This window comes from Chitinimonas sp. JJ19 (assembly GCF_036961565.1).
Classification (GTDB): domain Bacteria; phylum Pseudomonadota; class Gammaproteobacteria; order Burkholderiales; family Chitinimonadaceae; genus Chitinimonas.
On record NZ_JBAMDD010000002.1, the window covers coordinates 243,120 to 258,888 of the forward strand.

General features: G+C 62.4%; 13 protein-coding genes. 5 read left to right on the forward strand and 8 right to left on the reverse strand.

Annotated features, from left to right (window positions below):
• The first annotated feature begins 4 nt into the window (after positions 1–4).
• The gene (locus V7714_RS03600; RefSeq protein WP_335388205.1) at positions 5–811 is read left to right on the forward strand and encodes a transporter substrate-binding domain-containing protein; all 807 of its coding nucleotides are present in this window, start codon (positions 5–7) and stop codon (positions 809–811) included.
• A 39-nt stretch (positions 812–850) separates the two neighbouring features.
• Entirely contained in the window at positions 851–1,882 is a 1,032-nt protein-coding gene (locus tag V7714_RS03605) for a porin (protein WP_335388207.1), read from the forward strand.
• A gap of 124 nt (positions 1,883–2,006) precedes the next feature.
• Here V7714_RS03605 and V7714_RS03610 read toward each other — a convergent pair whose 3' ends face one another.
• Complete coding sequence (locus V7714_RS03610; RefSeq protein WP_335388210.1) at positions 2,007–3,623, reverse strand: chitinase; 1,617 nt, start codon at positions 3,621–3,623, stop codon at positions 2,007–2,009.
• A gap of 407 nt (positions 3,624–4,030) precedes the next feature.
• On the opposite strand from V7714_RS03610, the gene V7714_RS03615 reads away from it, so the two are divergent.
• A complete protein-coding gene (locus V7714_RS03615) occupies positions 4,031–6,478 on the forward strand; it encodes a S9 family peptidase (RefSeq protein WP_335388213.1) in 2,448 nt (815 codons plus the stop codon).
• A 45-nt stretch (positions 6,479–6,523) separates the two neighbouring features.
• On the opposite strand, the gene V7714_RS03620 is transcribed toward V7714_RS03615, so the two are convergent.
• The 4 genes from V7714_RS03620 to V7714_RS03635 form a co-directional block, all read right to left on the reverse strand.
• Entirely contained in the window at positions 6,524–7,111 is a 588-nt protein-coding gene (locus V7714_RS03620; RefSeq protein ID WP_335388216.1) for a DUF1287 domain-containing protein, read from the reverse strand.
• A 60-nt stretch (positions 7,112–7,171) separates the two neighbouring features.
• Positions 7,172–7,792, reverse strand: a complete 621-nt coding sequence (gene prfH / locus V7714_RS03625) for a peptide chain release factor H (protein ID WP_335388218.1) — start codon at positions 7,790–7,792, stop codon at positions 7,172–7,174.
• Entirely contained in the window at positions 7,789–8,928 is a 1,140-nt protein-coding gene (locus tag V7714_RS03630; protein WP_335388220.1) for an RNA ligase RtcB family protein, read from the reverse strand. Before V7714_RS03630 ends, prfH begins: the two co-directional genes overlap by 4 nt.
• A 381-nt stretch (positions 8,929–9,309) precedes the next feature.
• Complete coding sequence (locus V7714_RS03635; RefSeq protein ID WP_335388222.1) at positions 9,310–10,029, reverse strand: hypothetical protein; 720 nt, start codon at positions 10,027–10,029, stop codon at positions 9,310–9,312.
• Positions 10,030–10,130: 101 nt separating this feature from the next.
• Here V7714_RS03635 and V7714_RS03640 point away from each other — a divergent pair, with 101 nt between their 5' ends.
• Positions 10,131–10,610, forward strand: a complete 480-nt coding sequence (locus tag V7714_RS03640; protein WP_335388224.1) for a GAF domain-containing protein — start codon at positions 10,131–10,133, stop codon at positions 10,608–10,610.
• An 81-nt stretch (positions 10,611–10,691) separates the two neighbouring features.
• Here V7714_RS03640 and V7714_RS03645 read toward each other — a convergent pair whose 3' ends face one another.
• Complete coding sequence (locus V7714_RS03645) at positions 10,692–12,434, reverse strand: lytic transglycosylase (protein ID WP_335388227.1); 1,743 nt, start codon at positions 12,432–12,434, stop codon at positions 10,692–10,694.
• Positions 12,435–12,694: 260 nt separating this feature from the next.
• Positions 12,695–13,456, reverse strand: coding sequence for a hydroxyacylglutathione hydrolase (gloB, locus tag V7714_RS03650; RefSeq protein WP_335388229.1), 762 nt, complete (start codon positions 13,454–13,456; stop codon positions 12,695–12,697).
• On the opposite strand from gloB, the gene V7714_RS03655 reads away from it, so the two are divergent.
• A complete protein-coding gene (locus V7714_RS03655; protein WP_335388232.1) occupies positions 13,455–14,198 on the forward strand; it encodes a class I SAM-dependent methyltransferase in 744 nt (247 codons plus the stop codon). The genes gloB and V7714_RS03655 overlap by 2 nt on opposite strands.
• 473 nt (positions 14,199–14,671) lie before the next feature.
• Here V7714_RS03655 and V7714_RS03660 read toward each other — a convergent pair whose 3' ends face one another.
• Positions 14,672–15,580: a MerR family transcriptional regulator gene (locus V7714_RS03660; RefSeq protein ID WP_335388234.1), complete on the reverse strand. Its 909-nt coding sequence runs from the start codon at positions 15,578–15,580 to the stop codon at positions 14,672–14,674.
• Positions 15,581–15,769: the final 189 nt, after the last annotated feature.

The following is a 15,769-nucleotide window of genomic DNA, read 5'->3' on the forward strand; positions in this document are numbered from 1 at the left end:
GCATATGAAATCCCTCTACTGCGCATGCCTGCTCGCTGCCAGCATGCTGATGCCCACACAGGCACTGGCCGATGATCTGGACCAACTCAGGTCCAAGGGCGAAATCGTCATCGGGGTAAAGGACTCGTCCCCACCCTTTGGTGAATTCAATCCCAAGACCAAGACCGTCATGGGCTACGACATCGATATGGGCGTCGCCGTTGCCAAGCGCATGGGCCTCAAGCCCGTTTTCAAGACAGTGGAAACCGGCAACCGGGTGCAACTGCTGCTTGATCGCAAGATAGACCTGATCATGGCCAGCCTGGGCAAGACCCCCGATGTCGCCAAGCAGGTGGACCTGAGCTACGGCTACTTCATGAACCAGACCAAGGCGCTGGCCTTGAAGGGCGTGATCCGTTCCTATGATGACTACTACACCGTCTCCATCGGCGTCACCGCTGGCGGCCCGCTGGAAAAGCTGATGCGCAAGCAGTTCCCCAGCGCCGAACTGGTCACCGCGCCAGACAAGCCCGAGCTGACCGCCATGCTGACCAGCGGCAAGGTGCAATCCATCGTCGCGGCAGAAGCCTTGCTGATCAGCATCTGGAACGAACTACCGAACAAGCAGCGCTACGAAATGCCGGACTACCCCATCAACGTCAACCCCATCGCCATTGGCATGCGCAAGGGCGAGACCAAGCTCCGTACCGCCATCAACCGTGCCCTGACCGAGATTGAAGACAGCGGCGAAGCCGAACGCATCTACGAGCGCTGGTTCGGTGCCAACACCGCCACCCCCATACCCCGTACTTTCCGCATCAATCGATATTGATATCCACGCAATTTATCCCATCAGGAAGAGAGCACTCCAATGAAACTACATGCAATTGCCGCCGCACTGGCCCTGGTCGGCACCGTGGCCTCAGCCGCCGACAGCAATGTCACCGTCTACGGTCGTATGGATATGGGCATGGAACTGCATGATGACGGCAAGCTCCGTCGCGTTGCCGTTCAGAACTTCTCCTCCCGCCTGGGTTTCCGTGGCGAAGAGGGCCTGGGCAACGGGCTGAGCGCCATCTGGCAGATCGAGAGCGGGGTTTCACCCGATGACAGCGCCAACAGTGGCTCATTTGCCAGCCGCAACAGCTTTGTCGGCCTGAAGGGCGAGTTTGGTACGGTGCTGATGGGCAACTACGACATGCCTTTCAAGACCCTGGACAAGAACGTGGGTCTGCTGTGGAACCAGGGCGACTCGGTGGAACAGATCACCCACGGCAAGGCATCGGAACTGAACTTCCATACCCGCCAGAAGAACGTGATCCAGTACCACAGCCCCAAGTTCAGCGGCGTCCAGATCAAGCTGGCCTATGGCCCGGATGAGGCCAAGGGCAGCTACACTGCCCCAGCCGAAGTGGGTTCCAACCGCCAGGTGTATTCCATGTCGGCAGAGTACGATGGCGGCAAGTGGAATATCGGTGCCGCCTATGACGTCAAGCAGGATCTGGAAGCCAAGGGCAAGGACTGGCATGCCAGCAAGCTGATTGCCGGTGCCAAGTTTGGCGACTTCACCCTGGGTGCCGCCATCAGCCAGCTCGACAACGACGCTGGCCGCAAGGTGGATACCCTGACCGTGAACGGTGCCTACAAGATCGGCCCCATGACCTACAAGGCCTCCATCGGCACGGCCGATGAATCCGCCGCCAACGCCAACGACGGTGTGGATCTGTTCGCCATCGAAGTCAATTACGCCATCAGCAAGATGACTTCCTTCTACGGCTACTACGCCCAGTTCAAAAACGATACACGCGCACGCGCACGCTTCGAAGCCGGCGACAACAAGTACCGGCCAGCACGCGGGGATGACCCCCAGGTGTTCGGTGTCGCCATGCGCCACAACTTCTGATCGCCAGACCAGACGCAGCAAGACCTAAGCGGCATGCGAGTGCCGCATGCAATAAGACCCGCCTAGGCGGGTCTTGTTGTTACTGGTCAATCAGGCAGTGCTGGCCTGCAAACCACCTCCCGGCTCAGGGCAGTGCCTGTAGGCTGGCCTTGGCGGGCCGCGAGAAGTTATAGCCGTCGTACCTGTCCCAGTTGATGGACCAGGTCATCACCCCACGGTAGCTGGGATACGCCTGCTTGGGCCGCACGCTGCCGCAGCTCACCAGCTGGGTGAGACAGGTCAGTGCCTCCTTCACGGTCTGCTGCGTGACAAAACCCTGGTTGGCCGAGCGCGGGCCAGACGGCACGCCAAACGCCACCTGGTCAGGCCGCAGCCCCTTGAACTCCCAGCCATTGCCGTAATTGACCTTGAAGCCTTCAATCAGCATCAGGCTGCCGCCCACCAGTGCATCGACCGTGCCTTCATTCAAAGTCCGGTTGTCCACATAGGTGAAGCCACCATTGTTGTAGTACTGCACATGGATCATGTTCAGGTCATCACGCAGGCCATCAATGATAGGCAGGTAAGCCCCCCAGATGCCCGAGTTCACCACATAGCCCCCCTGCACATATGGGTGCTCGGGTGCCATGGAGAGGTAGAAGCCGGGACCGACCCTGGCCTTGAGCTGCTTCATCGCCGTGATCAGGTTGTTGATGATGGGCGTGCCCAGCACCACGCCGGCGCCGCTTTCCAGGTCCAGATCTATACCGTCCAGCCCGTACTTGTTGATCAGGCCATGCAGGCTGTTGACGAAGTTGGTCACATTCTCCGGCGTGTTCAAGGTCATCCGGCCTTCCTGCCCGCCTAGCGACAGCACCACCTTCTTCCCTCGCGCCCGCTTCTCGGCAATATCGGCAATGAACTGGGCCTCTGTACCTGCGCCAGGGTCCAGGTTGAAGGTCACACTGCCGTTACCCCCATCCTCGCCAAACGAAATCATGATCACGTCCCAATCGTCAGAGACGTCCCGTATACGCATGGTAGGGCCGCTGGGATTGGTGAAGTTATGCCAATACCCGATCAGCGCGTGCTTGGGCAGGCCTGGTGTGGGTGTGGGTGTGGGTGTGGGTGTGGGTGTGGGTGTGGGTGTGGGTGTGGGTGTGGGTGTGGGTGTGGGTGTGGGTGTGGGTGTGGGTGTGGGGGTCGGAGTCGGAGTCGGAGTCGGCGTCGGCGTCGGCGTCGGGGTTGGCGTCCCACAAGCACTCAAATCGTTCCAGGGCTTGCCGCTACCGGTACTGGCGGACGGAACCTCACCCTGCGTCCACCATTTGGCCTCGTAGTTGCGGCCGTTGTAAGTCACCCGCCGGCCACCGGTGTAAGCCGTCGCCGCGCTCCAAACCTGGTAGCAGGTGTTGGGTGTCGGTGTCGGTGTCGGTGTCGGTGTCGGCGTTGGCGTTGGCGTTGGCGTTGGCGTTGGCGTTGGCGTTGGCGTGCCAGCGCAGTCTGCCTGATAGGCCCACAGCGTAGGTGTTGCGGCGGGGTTCCAATTGGCACCTACGTGGGCGGTGTGGGCCTGCAGCGCCTTGTAGTTCTTGCTCTGGTAGCTGGCCAGGGCATGCGTGGCATAGGTATTACCTTCGGCCCAGGCGGCCGCGCAACTCGCTGCCAGGGCATTGGGGCTATACAGCACACCGGCCGTGGCCAGGCTAAGGCTAAGGGTGCGCAGCGCAAAGCGCCTGGCCAAGTTAGGGGTTGGGTTCATGCGGTTGCTCCATCCATATCTGTAGATTGGGCGAGGTAGCCGGATACCTTGCCCGGCTGGCTTATAGGTTGCACCACCCCTCGCAGCGATAGTGGTGCCCCTCGTGAGGACGCTTGCGTCGGCGTAATGCCGTATACCGGCCCCCTGCAGCCGGCCATGACCAGGAACAATACCGGTATTATCAAAACATCTCTTACTGGTCATGTATGGTTACATTATGGTATTAGACCAGCACATTTCAATAATGACAATGTCAACCCTCACCCAGCCACGCTGTGCCGGAATCCCCACACCATTCGTCGTGCCCCTTTACGCTTCATCGCAATCATTTGACTCCATCACCCCCACTCAAAGACCGTACACGGCTGCCCCGAAAGGCAAGCCAGCTTCCAACCCATGGAGACCCCATGCAACGTTCCAACCCGATTTCATTGGCCCTGCTGTGCGCAGCCTTGCTGCCCGGCAGCATGGCCCTGGCCGACACCCACTACCAGACGCCACCTGCCGAGTTGCAAGCCCTGGTCGATGCACCGCGCGGCCCCCTGTTCAACCTTGGCCCCAAGCGCAGCACTGCCCTGCTGGTAGGCATGGCAGCCCTGCCCAGCATTGGCGCCGTGGCACAGCCAGAGCTGCGCCTGGCGGGGCTGCGCATCAACCCCCGCATGCGCGCCGCCAGCCGCTTTGATTTTGGTAACGGCCTGAGCCTGCTGGATGTGGGTACGGGCCAGCAGCGCCCAGTACAAGGCTTGCCGGCCGATCCGCGCATCGCCGATATCGCCTGGTCATCCGATGAGCGCTGGGTGGCTTTCAGCCGCTGGGGTGACAACGGCGTTGAACTGTGGCTGCTGGATGTGGCCCAGGGACAGGCCCGTCGCCTGATCAAGGACCACCTGAACGCCATCGCCGGTAACGGGTTCGGCTGGCTGGGCGGCAACAAGCAGTTGCTGGTCAGGTTGGCGCAGCAGGATCAAGCCGCGGCCCCCGTCGCCTCAAGCGTGCCAGCCGGGCCGAATACACAGCAGACAGCCGGCGGCCAGACCTCGCAGACCCGCACTTATGCCGACATGCTCAAGAACCCGGCCGATGCAGCGCAACTGGAATGGCAGTTGCAGACCCAGATTGCCCTGGTAGGCACGGACGGCAAACTGAGCAAGGTAGGCAAACCCGCTACCGTCATCGGCCTGCAGGGCTCGCCCGATGGCAAATACCTGCTGCTGGGCGTGCTGCGCCAACCCTATTCCTATCTGGTCCCGGTCTCGCGTTTCCCCCGCGCCACCCAGGTGTGGGATACCCAGGGCAAGCTGATACGGACTCTGGCCGAACAACCCCTGCTGGAGCGCCTGCCCAGCGGTAACGATGCCGTCCAACCCGGCCCGCGCGACTTTGCCTGGCGCGATGACGCCCCCGCCACAGTACACTGGACCGAAGCCCAGGACGGCGGCGATCCTAACCGCGAAGCCAAGGTGCGCGACACGCTGTTCCAGCAGGCAGCACCGTTCGACCAGCCGGCCACACGCCTGCTGGATGTCGCCACACGAGTAGAAGACATCCGTTGGGGGCGTGATGACTTGGCCCTGGTCACCGAAGGCTGGTGGAAGAGTCGCGACACCCGTACTTGGCGCATCCAGCCGGGCAAGCCAGCTACAGCGGCCGAGCTCATCGTGTCGCGCAAGTCAGAAGACCGCTACAGCGACCCCGGCACCCCGCTGACCCGCCTCAACAGCTACGGCCGGCCCGTGCTGCAAACCGGCAAGGACGGCAACACCCTGCTTCTGGCCGGCGAAGGCGCCAGCCCGGAAGGTGACCGCCCCTTCCTTGATCGCTTCCACCTGGATAGCAAGCAGACCGAACGCCTGTGGCGCTCCGAGGCACCGTACTACGAGCGCACCGTGGCCGTACTGGATGATGAAGGCCAGCGGCTGGTCACCAGCCGCGAAGCCGTGGACGAACGCCCCAACTACTACCTGCGAGATCTGGTACGCCGGATTGCCCCGCGTGCCTTGACGCAATTCCCGCACCCCTACCCGCAGTTCAAGGGCATGCAGAAGGAGCTGATACGCTACAAGCGGGCCGATGGCGTAGACCTGACGGCCACCCTGTATCTGCCAGCCGGCTACGACCCCAAGCGTGACGGCCCCCGCCCCATGCTGATGTGGGCCTACCCACAGGAGTTCAAATCGGCCAAGGCAGCCAGCCAGGTTACCGACTCCCCCTACCGCTTCAACCGCATCAGCCTGGGCGGCCCCCTGGTCATGCTGGCCCGTGGCTACACCGTGCTGGACGACCCAGCCATGCCCATCATAGGCGAAGGCGACAAGGAGCCGAACGACAGCTACCTGCAGCAACTGACCCAGAGCGCACAGGCAGCGGTAGACGAGGTCGTCAAACGCGGCGTCGCCGACCGCGACCGCATTGCCGTGGGCGGCCACAGCTATGGTGCCTTCATGACCGCCAACCTGCTAGCCCATACCCGCCTGTTCCGCGCCGGTATCGCCCGCTCCGGCGCCTACAACCGCACGCTGACACCATTCGGCTTTCAGGCAGAAGACCGCAACTTCTGGCAGGCGCAGAACGTGTACCAGACCATGTCGCCGTTCAACCATGCCGACAAGATCAAGGATGCCCTACTGATCATCCACGGCGAAGTCGACAACAACCCAGGCACCTTCCCCATCCAGAGCGAGCGTCTCTACCAGGCACTGCAAGGCCTGGGCGGCACCGCCAGGCTGGTGATGCTGCCTCATGAAAGCCACGGCTACCGCGCCCGCGAGTCACTGATGCATATGCTGTGGGAGCAAGACCGCTGGCTGGAGACCTATGTCACTCAGGCCAAGCCAAGAGAGGCTGGCAAGTAGGCAAGCAAAGGGCCACTCGATTCGAGTGGCCCTTTTGTTAAAGCGCTATTTCAAGTACCGGTAATGCCCCGTAATGGGATAACGAAAGAGAATATCGTCCTCCACCGGCCCGGCCCCGATATTGTGAATGATCTTGGGCCGCTTGCTGCCGCCAACCCGTTGGTCAGAGACGATGCCGATATGCGGCAGATTGCCGGGCAAGCGCCATGTCACCAGGTCGCCAGGCGCGTAGCTGCCCGGCTCCTGGCTCACAGGCAAGGCTGCGCCCGCGCGTGTCATGAAGGTCTGGATATTGGGTACGCGGCGATGGTCGATATTTCGGTCTGGCGCACGCATGCCCCATAGCTTGGGATAGGCCCCAAAATGCCGGGCCATGTCCTCGTGTATCAGCACCTGCAGATCCACCCCCTGCTTGCGATAGGCCCGTATCACCAGATCGGTGCAGACTCCCCGGTTGTCGGCCACATCGCCCATGGGGTAGGCAATGCGCTGGTAGGCACCGTCGTAGACTTCATGCTGCTGGGTGCGGGCCCGCGCCGCCGCGACCAGCTTATCCGCAAAAGTCGCGGCCCATGCCACTGAGGCATCCGACAGCAACAGCGCTACAGCAACAATGGGTGGCAAGACCTTCATGGATCACCTGCTCTATCAAGGACGAAGGAATCCGGGCCGGCCCCAGCCAGCCCGTATCCACTATGGCATGACTGCCTGGAAGCGCGCTCCTGCAAAGACCCGCTTAGGGCTACCGCGTTCAATCTGGTAGTGCTGCATGCGGCGCGCAGACCGCAATGCCGCCACACCGGTTGACTGCTGCTCGGCCAGCTTGTGGGCCAGCAGGCAGGCCGCCAGCCGCTTGTTGGCATGCTGGCTGCGCTCGGTCTGCACCCTGACACTGATGCCGGTGGCGACATGGGTAGCCCGTACCGCAGACTCTGTCTTGTTGACGTGCTGCCCGCCCGGGCCCGATGCACGCAAGGTTTCATAGCGTATTTCGCTGGCCAGCGCCTTGGCGGGCATGGCGCAGCGGCTTACACCAATAAACCAGTTCTTGCGCAGATGGCGTGGCCGATAGGGGCTAGCGCAGGTCCATTGCAGGGTGCCCTCCCATTGCTGAGCCAGCACGGCTTCGGCCTCACCCTCCAGGCTGATCAATACCGAGCGGAAGGTTCCGGCCTTGTCCCCCGGCTCCTGTTCCAGGATATCGGTCACCACCCGGTTTTGCTCGGCCTCGCCTTGCAGGCACTGCAGCGCCTTGGCCACTGCCAGGCAGCATTCATCAGGCCCCTGGCCCGCAGAGAGTTGTAGCAAGATCATTCGCAGCATTCCCCACGGGTTTTATAGGTCAGCACCGGTTTCAGGCGAGCCACCACATGCAGCAAGCCCGCCCCCGCCAGGGCGGCAACAATATTGTCTATCGGCTTGTAGGCCTCGGGCGCTTCCTCGTAGATCAGCTCCCGGTCGGCGCAGATCACATGGCTACCCAGGCGGGTACGGCTCAGCTGGGCATAGCTATAGCGCTTGACCAGCCTGTCCTTGCACTCGCTGCGCATCCACTTGCGGCCAGCGCCATGGGCCAAGGAATACAGGCTGACCGCACTGGGCAGGGGCTGCACCAGGTAGCTGTAGTCCCCGCGTGAGCCGGGAATCACAACAGCGCCACGGTCCGCTGGGGTCGCGCCCTTGCGGTGCATCCAACCAGCCTGCTGGCCCACCTGCGCACGGCATACCATGTTGTGGTTGATATCCAGCAGTGGCTCGCCCTCGGCGTGCAATCGCGCCAATATGCGCCGGGCGATCAGTTGCCGATTGGCCTCGGCAAACAGTACTGCCTTATCGTGTTCCTGCAGATAAGCGCGCGCCGCTGCGGAGTCTGCCGCCAGCCCATGGTGGCCATGCCGGTCTATATGCTGGCGCAGGATATGCTGGCCCAAGCCGCGCGAACCACTGTGCACCAGCAGTTGCAGCACACCCTTTTGCAGCTTTAGCTGCGCCAGGGCGGCTGGGTCATACACCTCGTCCACCCGTTGCAGCTCGGCAAAATGGTTGCCACCACCTATGGTGCCCAGCGCTTGCTGAAAGCCCATGTCGGCCGGCACCAATGCCGCAACGGTGGCCTGCCAGCTGTCATCCAGCGGGCCATCAATATTGCCCAGCTTCTTCTCCAGCTTGCCGATACTGGCTTTGCTGGCATCAATATCGGTCTGCCATAGCGCCATGCCGCAGCCTATATCCCCGCCGATCAAGGCAGGGTACAGATGTTCGGCGGCAAAGAAGGCCGCGCCGACCGGATAACCACGACCGGGATGCAGGTCGGGCATGCCGGCCACCAGGTTCATGCCTGGCAGTTTTGCCGTGTTATGTAATTGCTGGATCGCATCGCCTTCGATCCAAGTGTCTTCCGCCGCGATCAAGGTGACGCGGTCAGACAGATTCTGAACGTAATTGCCCATTGTATTTCCATACCAGATTTATAAAAACGCTGATTTGGCAGGCCGGAGCCTGGGGCAATACGAGAGGACAGCTAAAGCTGGGAGATCTCGATCAACCTAGGCACGGGCACTGCAGAAGGGGGAAACAGTGTGTTGCATGGTGTTTTTCTCCTTTACAGTGAGGTTGATGAGTGAGGGATAAGCGCGGCAAATACTAGCACTACCGCAAACCGTTTGGGAAGCACCGCCCAGTTCACCCGTACAGCCCCGCCTCTGTCCGCGTCGGGGTCGCCACGCTCGCGCGCCAGTGCAGCCCAATCGACGATTTCTACCGTGCGAGACCAGACAGAGGTGGCGCGTGCCGTCCCCACTGGCTTGGTTCAGCACGAACAGGGGCCCCTTCTACGGCCCGCAGCCGCCTGCCATAGGCACCACCGGCGAGCCACGAAAGGCCGCCGAACGCACCAGCGGCACGTTCACGCAGTACAGACCCTTATTGGTATAGACGCGGGTCACACGACTACTCCCCTCCTGCGTGGTCACCACATTCAGCACCACCAGCTCACCCAGTTCGCGTTCGAACAGCTTGGCCATGGCGGTTTGCACGATAGGTGGCAGCTTGATCAGATTGTGCGGCAGTGGTTTGACCGGCAGCAACTGGCGGGCGGCATCGGCTTCTTGCCGCAGGGCCAGGTCGGTCGAGCCGGCACTGCGCAAGGCGCGTTCTGTCAGGCTTTCATCCGGCGCCACGGCAAAGGGGTCAGCGGTGATTGCCGTGGGTGCCGTTACTGGCGGCGGCGTCACGGCGGTAGTCGGTGGTACTGCTGGCACAGGGGCGGCACGGGTTCCCGTACCGGTCACCGTACGGGCCACCACACGAGATGATCGGGTACTGGCTGGCCGGGGCGATGGTGCAGCGCGGGCTTCAGGCTCGGCGCGGCTGCTCGGCGGTGTGGGTAGCCACAACCATTGCATGGCAGGCCGGGGCCGTACCGTAGGTGGCTCGTCGGCCAAGCCAGCACGTCGCTGCTGCTGCATGATGGGCCAGACCCAGAATAGAACGATGTGCAGTCCCATGGATACGCCCATCCCCACCCACATGGCGCGACGCCCGTACCGCATGCTTCCCCCTATAGACTTGTTATGCTGGCCTGTTGACCCCCACCCGGCTCAAGACGTTCCCCGCAGTGCTATCATTTCTGCCTCTCAATCAGGATACCGCCATGTTCCACACCGCCGACCAGAGCCGCACGCCCAACTACGACGAGCTGGACCGCCAGTTGGCCAGCCTGTTCGAGGGCGAGCGGGACTTTATCGCCAATGCGGCGCAGTTCTCCGCCTTTATCTACCAGACGCTGGATGCCCTCAACTGGGCAGGCTTCTATCTTGCGCGTGGCGAAGAACTGGTACTGGGCCCTTTCCAGGGCAAGGTAGCCTGCGTACGCATCCCCTTTGGTCGCGGTGTCTGCGGCACCGCCGCGCAGCAACGGGAAACCATCGTGGTCGACGATGTCCATGCCTTCCCCGGCCATATCGCCTGTGATGCGGCTTCCAACGCCGAGATCGTGCTACCCGTCATCAAGGACGGGCGACTGGTGGGTGTTTTTGATATCGACAGCCCGGAAACCCACCGTTTCAGCGCCGACGACAAACTGGGGCTGGAAAAGCTGCTGGCCCGCTTTGTGGCCGCCACCGACCTGTAGGAGCCTGTTCAAAGGGAACAAACAAACAGCCCCGCGATGCGGGGCTGTTTGTTTGGCACTCACCTACCCGATACGGCGGTATCAGCTGGCATTACGTATCTGCAGCTTGTAACCCACGCGCAGCACGCCCTTGGCCGCCGGCCGATTCCAGCGCTTGAGGTCGGCCACGCTGACATCGTAGCGGCGTGCGATCTCGTCCAGGGTATCGCCACTGCGCACCACATGCTGGCGATCACGCGCCTTCCTGGATTTATCGGCCTGCTTCTTGCTGCTGGCCAACCTTACCTCCGGCTCCTGCCCGCTTTCCACGTCCAGGTTCAGCATCTTGCCCACGGTCACGCTATTGGACTTGAGGTCGTTGAGCGCCTTGATATCGGTCACGGTCATACCGTGGCGCTTGGCGATGGAAAACAGCGTATCGCCACGCTGTACCCGGTAGCGTGTCACGACCCGTGTGGTCTGCACCGCCGGCATGGCACGCGCTGCGGGCAGCGGGGCTTCCTCGGCAGCGTCGTCTTCCTTGTCAGCCGGCTTGATGGCACCGGAAATCAAGGCAGCCAGGTTCTGCCGCTCGCTCACGTCCATATTGCCGCGTATGGGCACCAGTATGGTCTGGCCATTGGCAGCACGGGCGCTACCCAGCTTGTTCACATCGCGTAGCTCGGCCAGCTGGATATTGAACTTGTCGGCAATGCCATCCAGCGATTCGCCCCGCTTGGTGACATAGGGCTGCCATGACAGCAGCGGCTTGTCATAGCTCTTGAGATTGCGCTCGAAGTTTTCCACCTTGTCGACCGGCAACAGCAGCTTGCGGTCTTCCTTGTGGGCAAACACCGGCCGTATCAGGCCTGGATTCAGGTGCAGCAGTTCGTCCACCGTGGTACCGGCCAGCTGTGCGGCCAGTTGCAGGTCCATGTGGCGGCCGGTGCTGACAGGCTGGAAGTACGGCTTGTCCGGCACCGACGGTATCTTCACCCCGAAAGCTTCCGGGTTGGCGATGATATTGCGCACGGCCAGCAGCTTGGGCACGTAGTTTTCGGTCTCGCGTGGCTTCTTGATGGTGTCGAAGTCGTCTTCCAGGCCACGGGCGCGGGTCTTGGCCAGCGCACGGCCTACGCCGCCCTCGCCCCAGTTGTAGGCTGCCAAGGCCAGTTGCCAGTCACCGAACAGGTTGTAGAGATCCTGCAGATAGTCCAGCGCCGCATAGGTGGCCGCCATGACGTCCTGCCGACCGTCGTACCACCAGGTACGCTCCAGGCCATAGCGCTGCCCGGTAGACGGAATGAACTGCCATAGGCCCGATGCTAGCGCATGCGATTGCGCCTTGGGCACAAAGGCGCTCTCTACGATAGGCAGTAGCGCAATCTCGGTGGGCATGCCACGGCGCTCCACCTCGCTGACAATAAAGTAGAGGTAACGGCGACCACGATCGACCACCCGCTTCATGTACTCCGGGTGGCTGGCATAGAAGCGTTCCTGCGCCCGCACTGCCGGGGTATCCACCTCACCCATCTTGAAGCCCTGCCGCACCCGCGCCCATAGATCGGCATCGGCACCCATGGTGGCGGGTGGCGAGGTCATCAAGGGGTTTTCAGGGGTGATAGGGGCAAACGCTGGCGTTGTTTCAGTGGCGGATTCAAGCACCGCATCCGTCAGGGTTTCGGTGGTGGTTTCGGCGGCGGCTGCATCAAGCGGCGCGGCAAGCAGTGCCGGCTCGGTCATGGTGGCCTGTTCCGCGATGGCATCGCCTGCATGGGCAAGGGGCGCAAACAGGGCGGCCACCAGGGCAAACAGAGGAGCGAGTCGGAAATGGATATGGGTCATAGGCTCAAATGAAAAAGGCACGTCGCGAACAAAGGGGCCGCACCTGTTGAAGGTCCGCCGGCCGAAGGGACGCAGCGAGTGTTTCGTGCATCCCATGCTTTGATGGGACATGCCAAGTAAATGAAAACTGCCGCGATGGTAGGAGCATGGCGGTAGTGCGTCAACCTGAAATTTCCTTATGAATCAACACAAAGCACCATCACACCCCGGAATGACCTTGGTGGTGGAACGGGTATTAGTCCATCTTGCCGTTCGTCAGTTCAACCGCGAAATACATTCTTCCACTCCCTTAGGGTGGCGAACACGGCCACCGGGCCGTTGTCTATGGCGCCCTGGCTGGCCGCTGCCGCCTGGATGGCCGGTTCCGCCCAGCGCAAGAAGGGGTTGGTCGCTCGCTCCAGGCCGATGCTGGAAGGCAAGGTAGGCAGTTGCTGCGCTCGCCGCAAGCGGTCTGCCTGGTGGCGCTGCTGCAATGCCGGGTTATCGGGCTCTACAGCCAGCGCAAACTGCTGGTTGGAAAGCGTATATTCATGGGTACAGCACACCAGCGTCTCGTCCGGCAAGGCTGCCAGCCGCGCCAGCGAGGCCTGCATCTGGGTGGCCGTGCCTTCAAACAGCCGGCCACAGCCGCAGGCAAACAGGGTATCCCCGCAAAACACCACGCCCTCGCCATGGTAGGCAATATGATCAAGCGTATGACCGGGTACCGCCATGACGGCAAAACTCACGCCCATGCCGGGCACGCTCACCTTGCCGCCATCACCCACACCGTGGCTGATACCAGCAATGCTGGGCGGGCCATAGACCGGGCAGCCATAGCGGGCCACCAGCTCAGCCAGGCCGCCAGTATGGTCAGCATGATGGTGGGTCACCAATATGGCACTCAGATGCAAACCCAGTGTCTCAAGCTGAGCCACCACCGGCGCGGCCACCCCTGGGTCCACGACCAAGGCATGGCCGGCTTGGTGCATCAACCAGACATAGTTGTCCTGGAGTATGGGAACAGGCAGGATGGTCGACATGCAAGACTCCTTCAATACCGTGCTACCTGAGCAGTTCGCCCACTGGCTACATAGCCCGCTGGGACAGTGCGTGCTGGAACACGAGCAGCGTTTCTTCGACAGCGCAGTCGCCGACGTATTCGGCTACTACGCGGTGCAGCTGGAACTACCAGGGCTGGATCTGCTGCGCAGCAACCGTATGCCGACGCGGCTGACGGCCGGCCTCTCTCGGCACTGCGCGCTCAACTGCGACCCGGCGCAACTCCCCTTTTCGACCGCCAGCATAGACCTGCTGGTGCTGCCCCACACACTGGACTTCCACACCGACCCTCGCGCCGTGCTGCGCGAGGCCGAACGGGTGCTGGTGCCAGAAGGCCGCCTGATGCTGACTGGCTTCAATCCCTGGAGCCTATGGGGCATGGCCCGCCGTGGCAAGCGCGGCCAGGGCATGCCCTGGCAGGGACACTTCCTGAGCCTGCCACGCATCAAGGACTGGATGGCCCTGCTGAACTTCGAAGCCGGGGCCAGCAAGGTCCATTGCTATCTGCCGCCCTTGGCCCAGTGCGGCTGGCGCAACCGCTTTGCATTTATGGAATATGCCGGCCAACGCTGGTGGCCGGTAGCGGGTGGCATCTACTGCCTGGAAGCCGTCAAACGGGTACGCGGCATGCGCCTGATCGCCCCACGCTGGAAAAAAGCCCACAGCAGTGTACGAGCCGTGGCGGTAGCCCTGCCCGACCGGCAGGAGCAGCGCGACGACTGAGAGCCTATCATGGGTTGAGGGTACTGATGGGTGTGACGCCTGAGCAGGCGCCAGGGAGGCCCTGGCGCTTAACGCCTGCGCAGCCTGAACCCGTAGGCTCTCCCCCTGTTTGAATCCACTCCCCCGCCCGCGCCGCCGCGCGGGAGCCTCGCTGGCGCTCGTTGTCGCGCCTATCATGGGTTGAGGGTACTGATAGGTGTGACGCCTGAGCAGGCGCCAGGGTAACCCTGGCGCTTAACGCCTGCGCAGCCTGAACCCGTAGGCTCTCCCCCTGTTTGAATCCATTCCCCCCGCCCGCGCCGCCGCGCCGGAAGTCCACGTTGCACGGTGCGTGGGGGGAGCCTCGCTGGCGCTCGTTGTCGCGCCTATCATGGGTTGAGGGTACTGATGGGTGTGATGCCTGAACAGGCGCCAGGGAGTCCCTGGCGCTAGCCGTCAGCACAGCCTGACACCGCAGGCTGCCCCAGGCAGCCTTAGTGCTCTGCCCGCCATTGCCCTACGGCAGGCGCGATATCGATCAATCGTTCCAGCCGCAGCACATTGGGCGGCAGGCGTTTCAAGCCGCCGACACCCGCGCCACCCAGCCACAGCGATACCGCCGACGGTAAACGCTGCCGCAGCACGGCCACCAGTTCGCCGGCCTCGCGCACGGGAAAGGTCGACGACAGCGACAAGGCCAGGATATCGCAGCCCAGCTCGCAACTGGCTTCCACCATATCGTCTAGCGGCAACGATGTGCCCAGCGACCAGGTCTGGCAGCCCTGCATGCGCAGCATAGCCTCCACCATCAGCAGCCCCAGCCCATGCTGCTCGCCCGATGGCGTAGTCAGTAGCACGCGTGGCGCAGCCAGGGGCTGATTGATGCCATTGACCGCCATGCGCACCGTCTGCGAAATCTGTTCTACATAACTATGTTCCTGCCAGGCACTGATCTCGCCGGAGAACCAGGCCTCGCCGATACGGTTGTTGGCCTGCGGCATGAACTCGGCCACAAAGTCGCGCAGGCCGCGCACCACCAGCTCGCCCTGCAGGTAGCGCTGCAACTCAGCTAGGTCGCGGCGTGCCAGGCATTCGATCAGGGGGTCGATGTCAGCGCCGGTTTCGCCGTGGCGGCCACCGCTGCCCATGCGCTCCAGTAGTTGCGCCAGCTCGGCCACCTCGCCCCGGACTATCTTGCTGGGCCGCAGGCCTCTATCCAGCAGGCGCCTGACCAGCCTGAGCTTCTCCACCTGTTCGGGCGGGTACACGCGATCCCCCTGTGCATCGCGCCCAGGCAGCGGAAAGCCATAGCGGCGCTCCCAGATGCGCAAGAGCTCCTTGGACAGGCCAGTCTCTCGCTCAACCGCACTGATGTTGAGCCCCAGGGTTTGATCTACTTGCATGGCATGTACACATGTATCGGACAGGAGGATGTCTGCATCATAACGCCGTTCCTTGGTCGTCGCACATCAATGGTCGGTTTAGCCATCATGGGCTATCCGCAAGGCTGGCCATGCCTGCCCTAACCACCTCGGCGCGGGCGGAAAAACCACGCCCAGACACCCTTGCCTAATAAAGCAGCGGGCTTGACT

Bases quoted from the DNA above. Each gene is read 5' to 3' on its own strand.
- V7714_RS03630 (WP_335388220.1), bottom strand. From the start codon at position 8,928: ATGGGCAATTACGTTCAGAATCTGTCTGACCGCGTCACCTTGATCGCG.
- V7714_RS03660 (WP_335388234.1), bottom strand. From the start codon at position 15,580: ATGCAAGTAGATCAAACCCTGGGGCTCAACATCAGTGCGGTTGAGCGA.
- prfH (WP_335388218.1), bottom strand. From the start codon at position 7,792: ATGATCTTGCTACAACTCTCTGCGGGCCAGGGGCCTGATGAATGCTGC.
- V7714_RS03635 (WP_335388222.1), bottom strand. From the start codon at position 10,029: ATGCGGTACGGGCGTCGCGCCATGTGGGTGGGGATGGGCGTATCCATG.
- V7714_RS03620 (WP_335388216.1), bottom strand. From the start codon at position 7,111: ATGAAGGTCTTGCCACCCATTGTTGCTGTAGCGCTGTTGCTGTCGGAT.
- V7714_RS03600 (WP_335388205.1), top strand. From the start codon at position 5: ATGAAATCCCTCTACTGCGCATGCCTGCTCGCTGCCAGCATGCTGATG.
- V7714_RS03640 (WP_335388224.1), top strand. From the start codon at position 10,131: ATGTTCCACACCGCCGACCAGAGCCGCACGCCCAACTACGACGAGCTG.
- gloB (WP_335388229.1), bottom strand. From the start codon at position 13,456: ATGTCGACCATCCTGCCTGTTCCCATACTCCAGGACAACTATGTCTGG.
- V7714_RS03655 (WP_335388232.1), top strand. From the start codon at position 13,455: ATGCAAGACTCCTTCAATACCGTGCTACCTGAGCAGTTCGCCCACTGG.
- V7714_RS03615 (WP_335388213.1), top strand. From the start codon at position 4,031: ATGCAACGTTCCAACCCGATTTCATTGGCCCTGCTGTGCGCAGCCTTG.
- V7714_RS03610 (WP_335388210.1), bottom strand. From the start codon at position 3,623: ATGAACCCAACCCCTAACTTGGCCAGGCGCTTTGCGCTGCGCACCCTT.
- V7714_RS03645 (WP_335388227.1), bottom strand. From the start codon at position 12,434: ATGACCCATATCCATTTCCGACTCGCTCCTCTGTTTGCCCTGGTGGCC.
- V7714_RS03605 (WP_335388207.1), top strand. From the start codon at position 851: ATGAAACTACATGCAATTGCCGCCGCACTGGCCCTGGTCGGCACCGTG.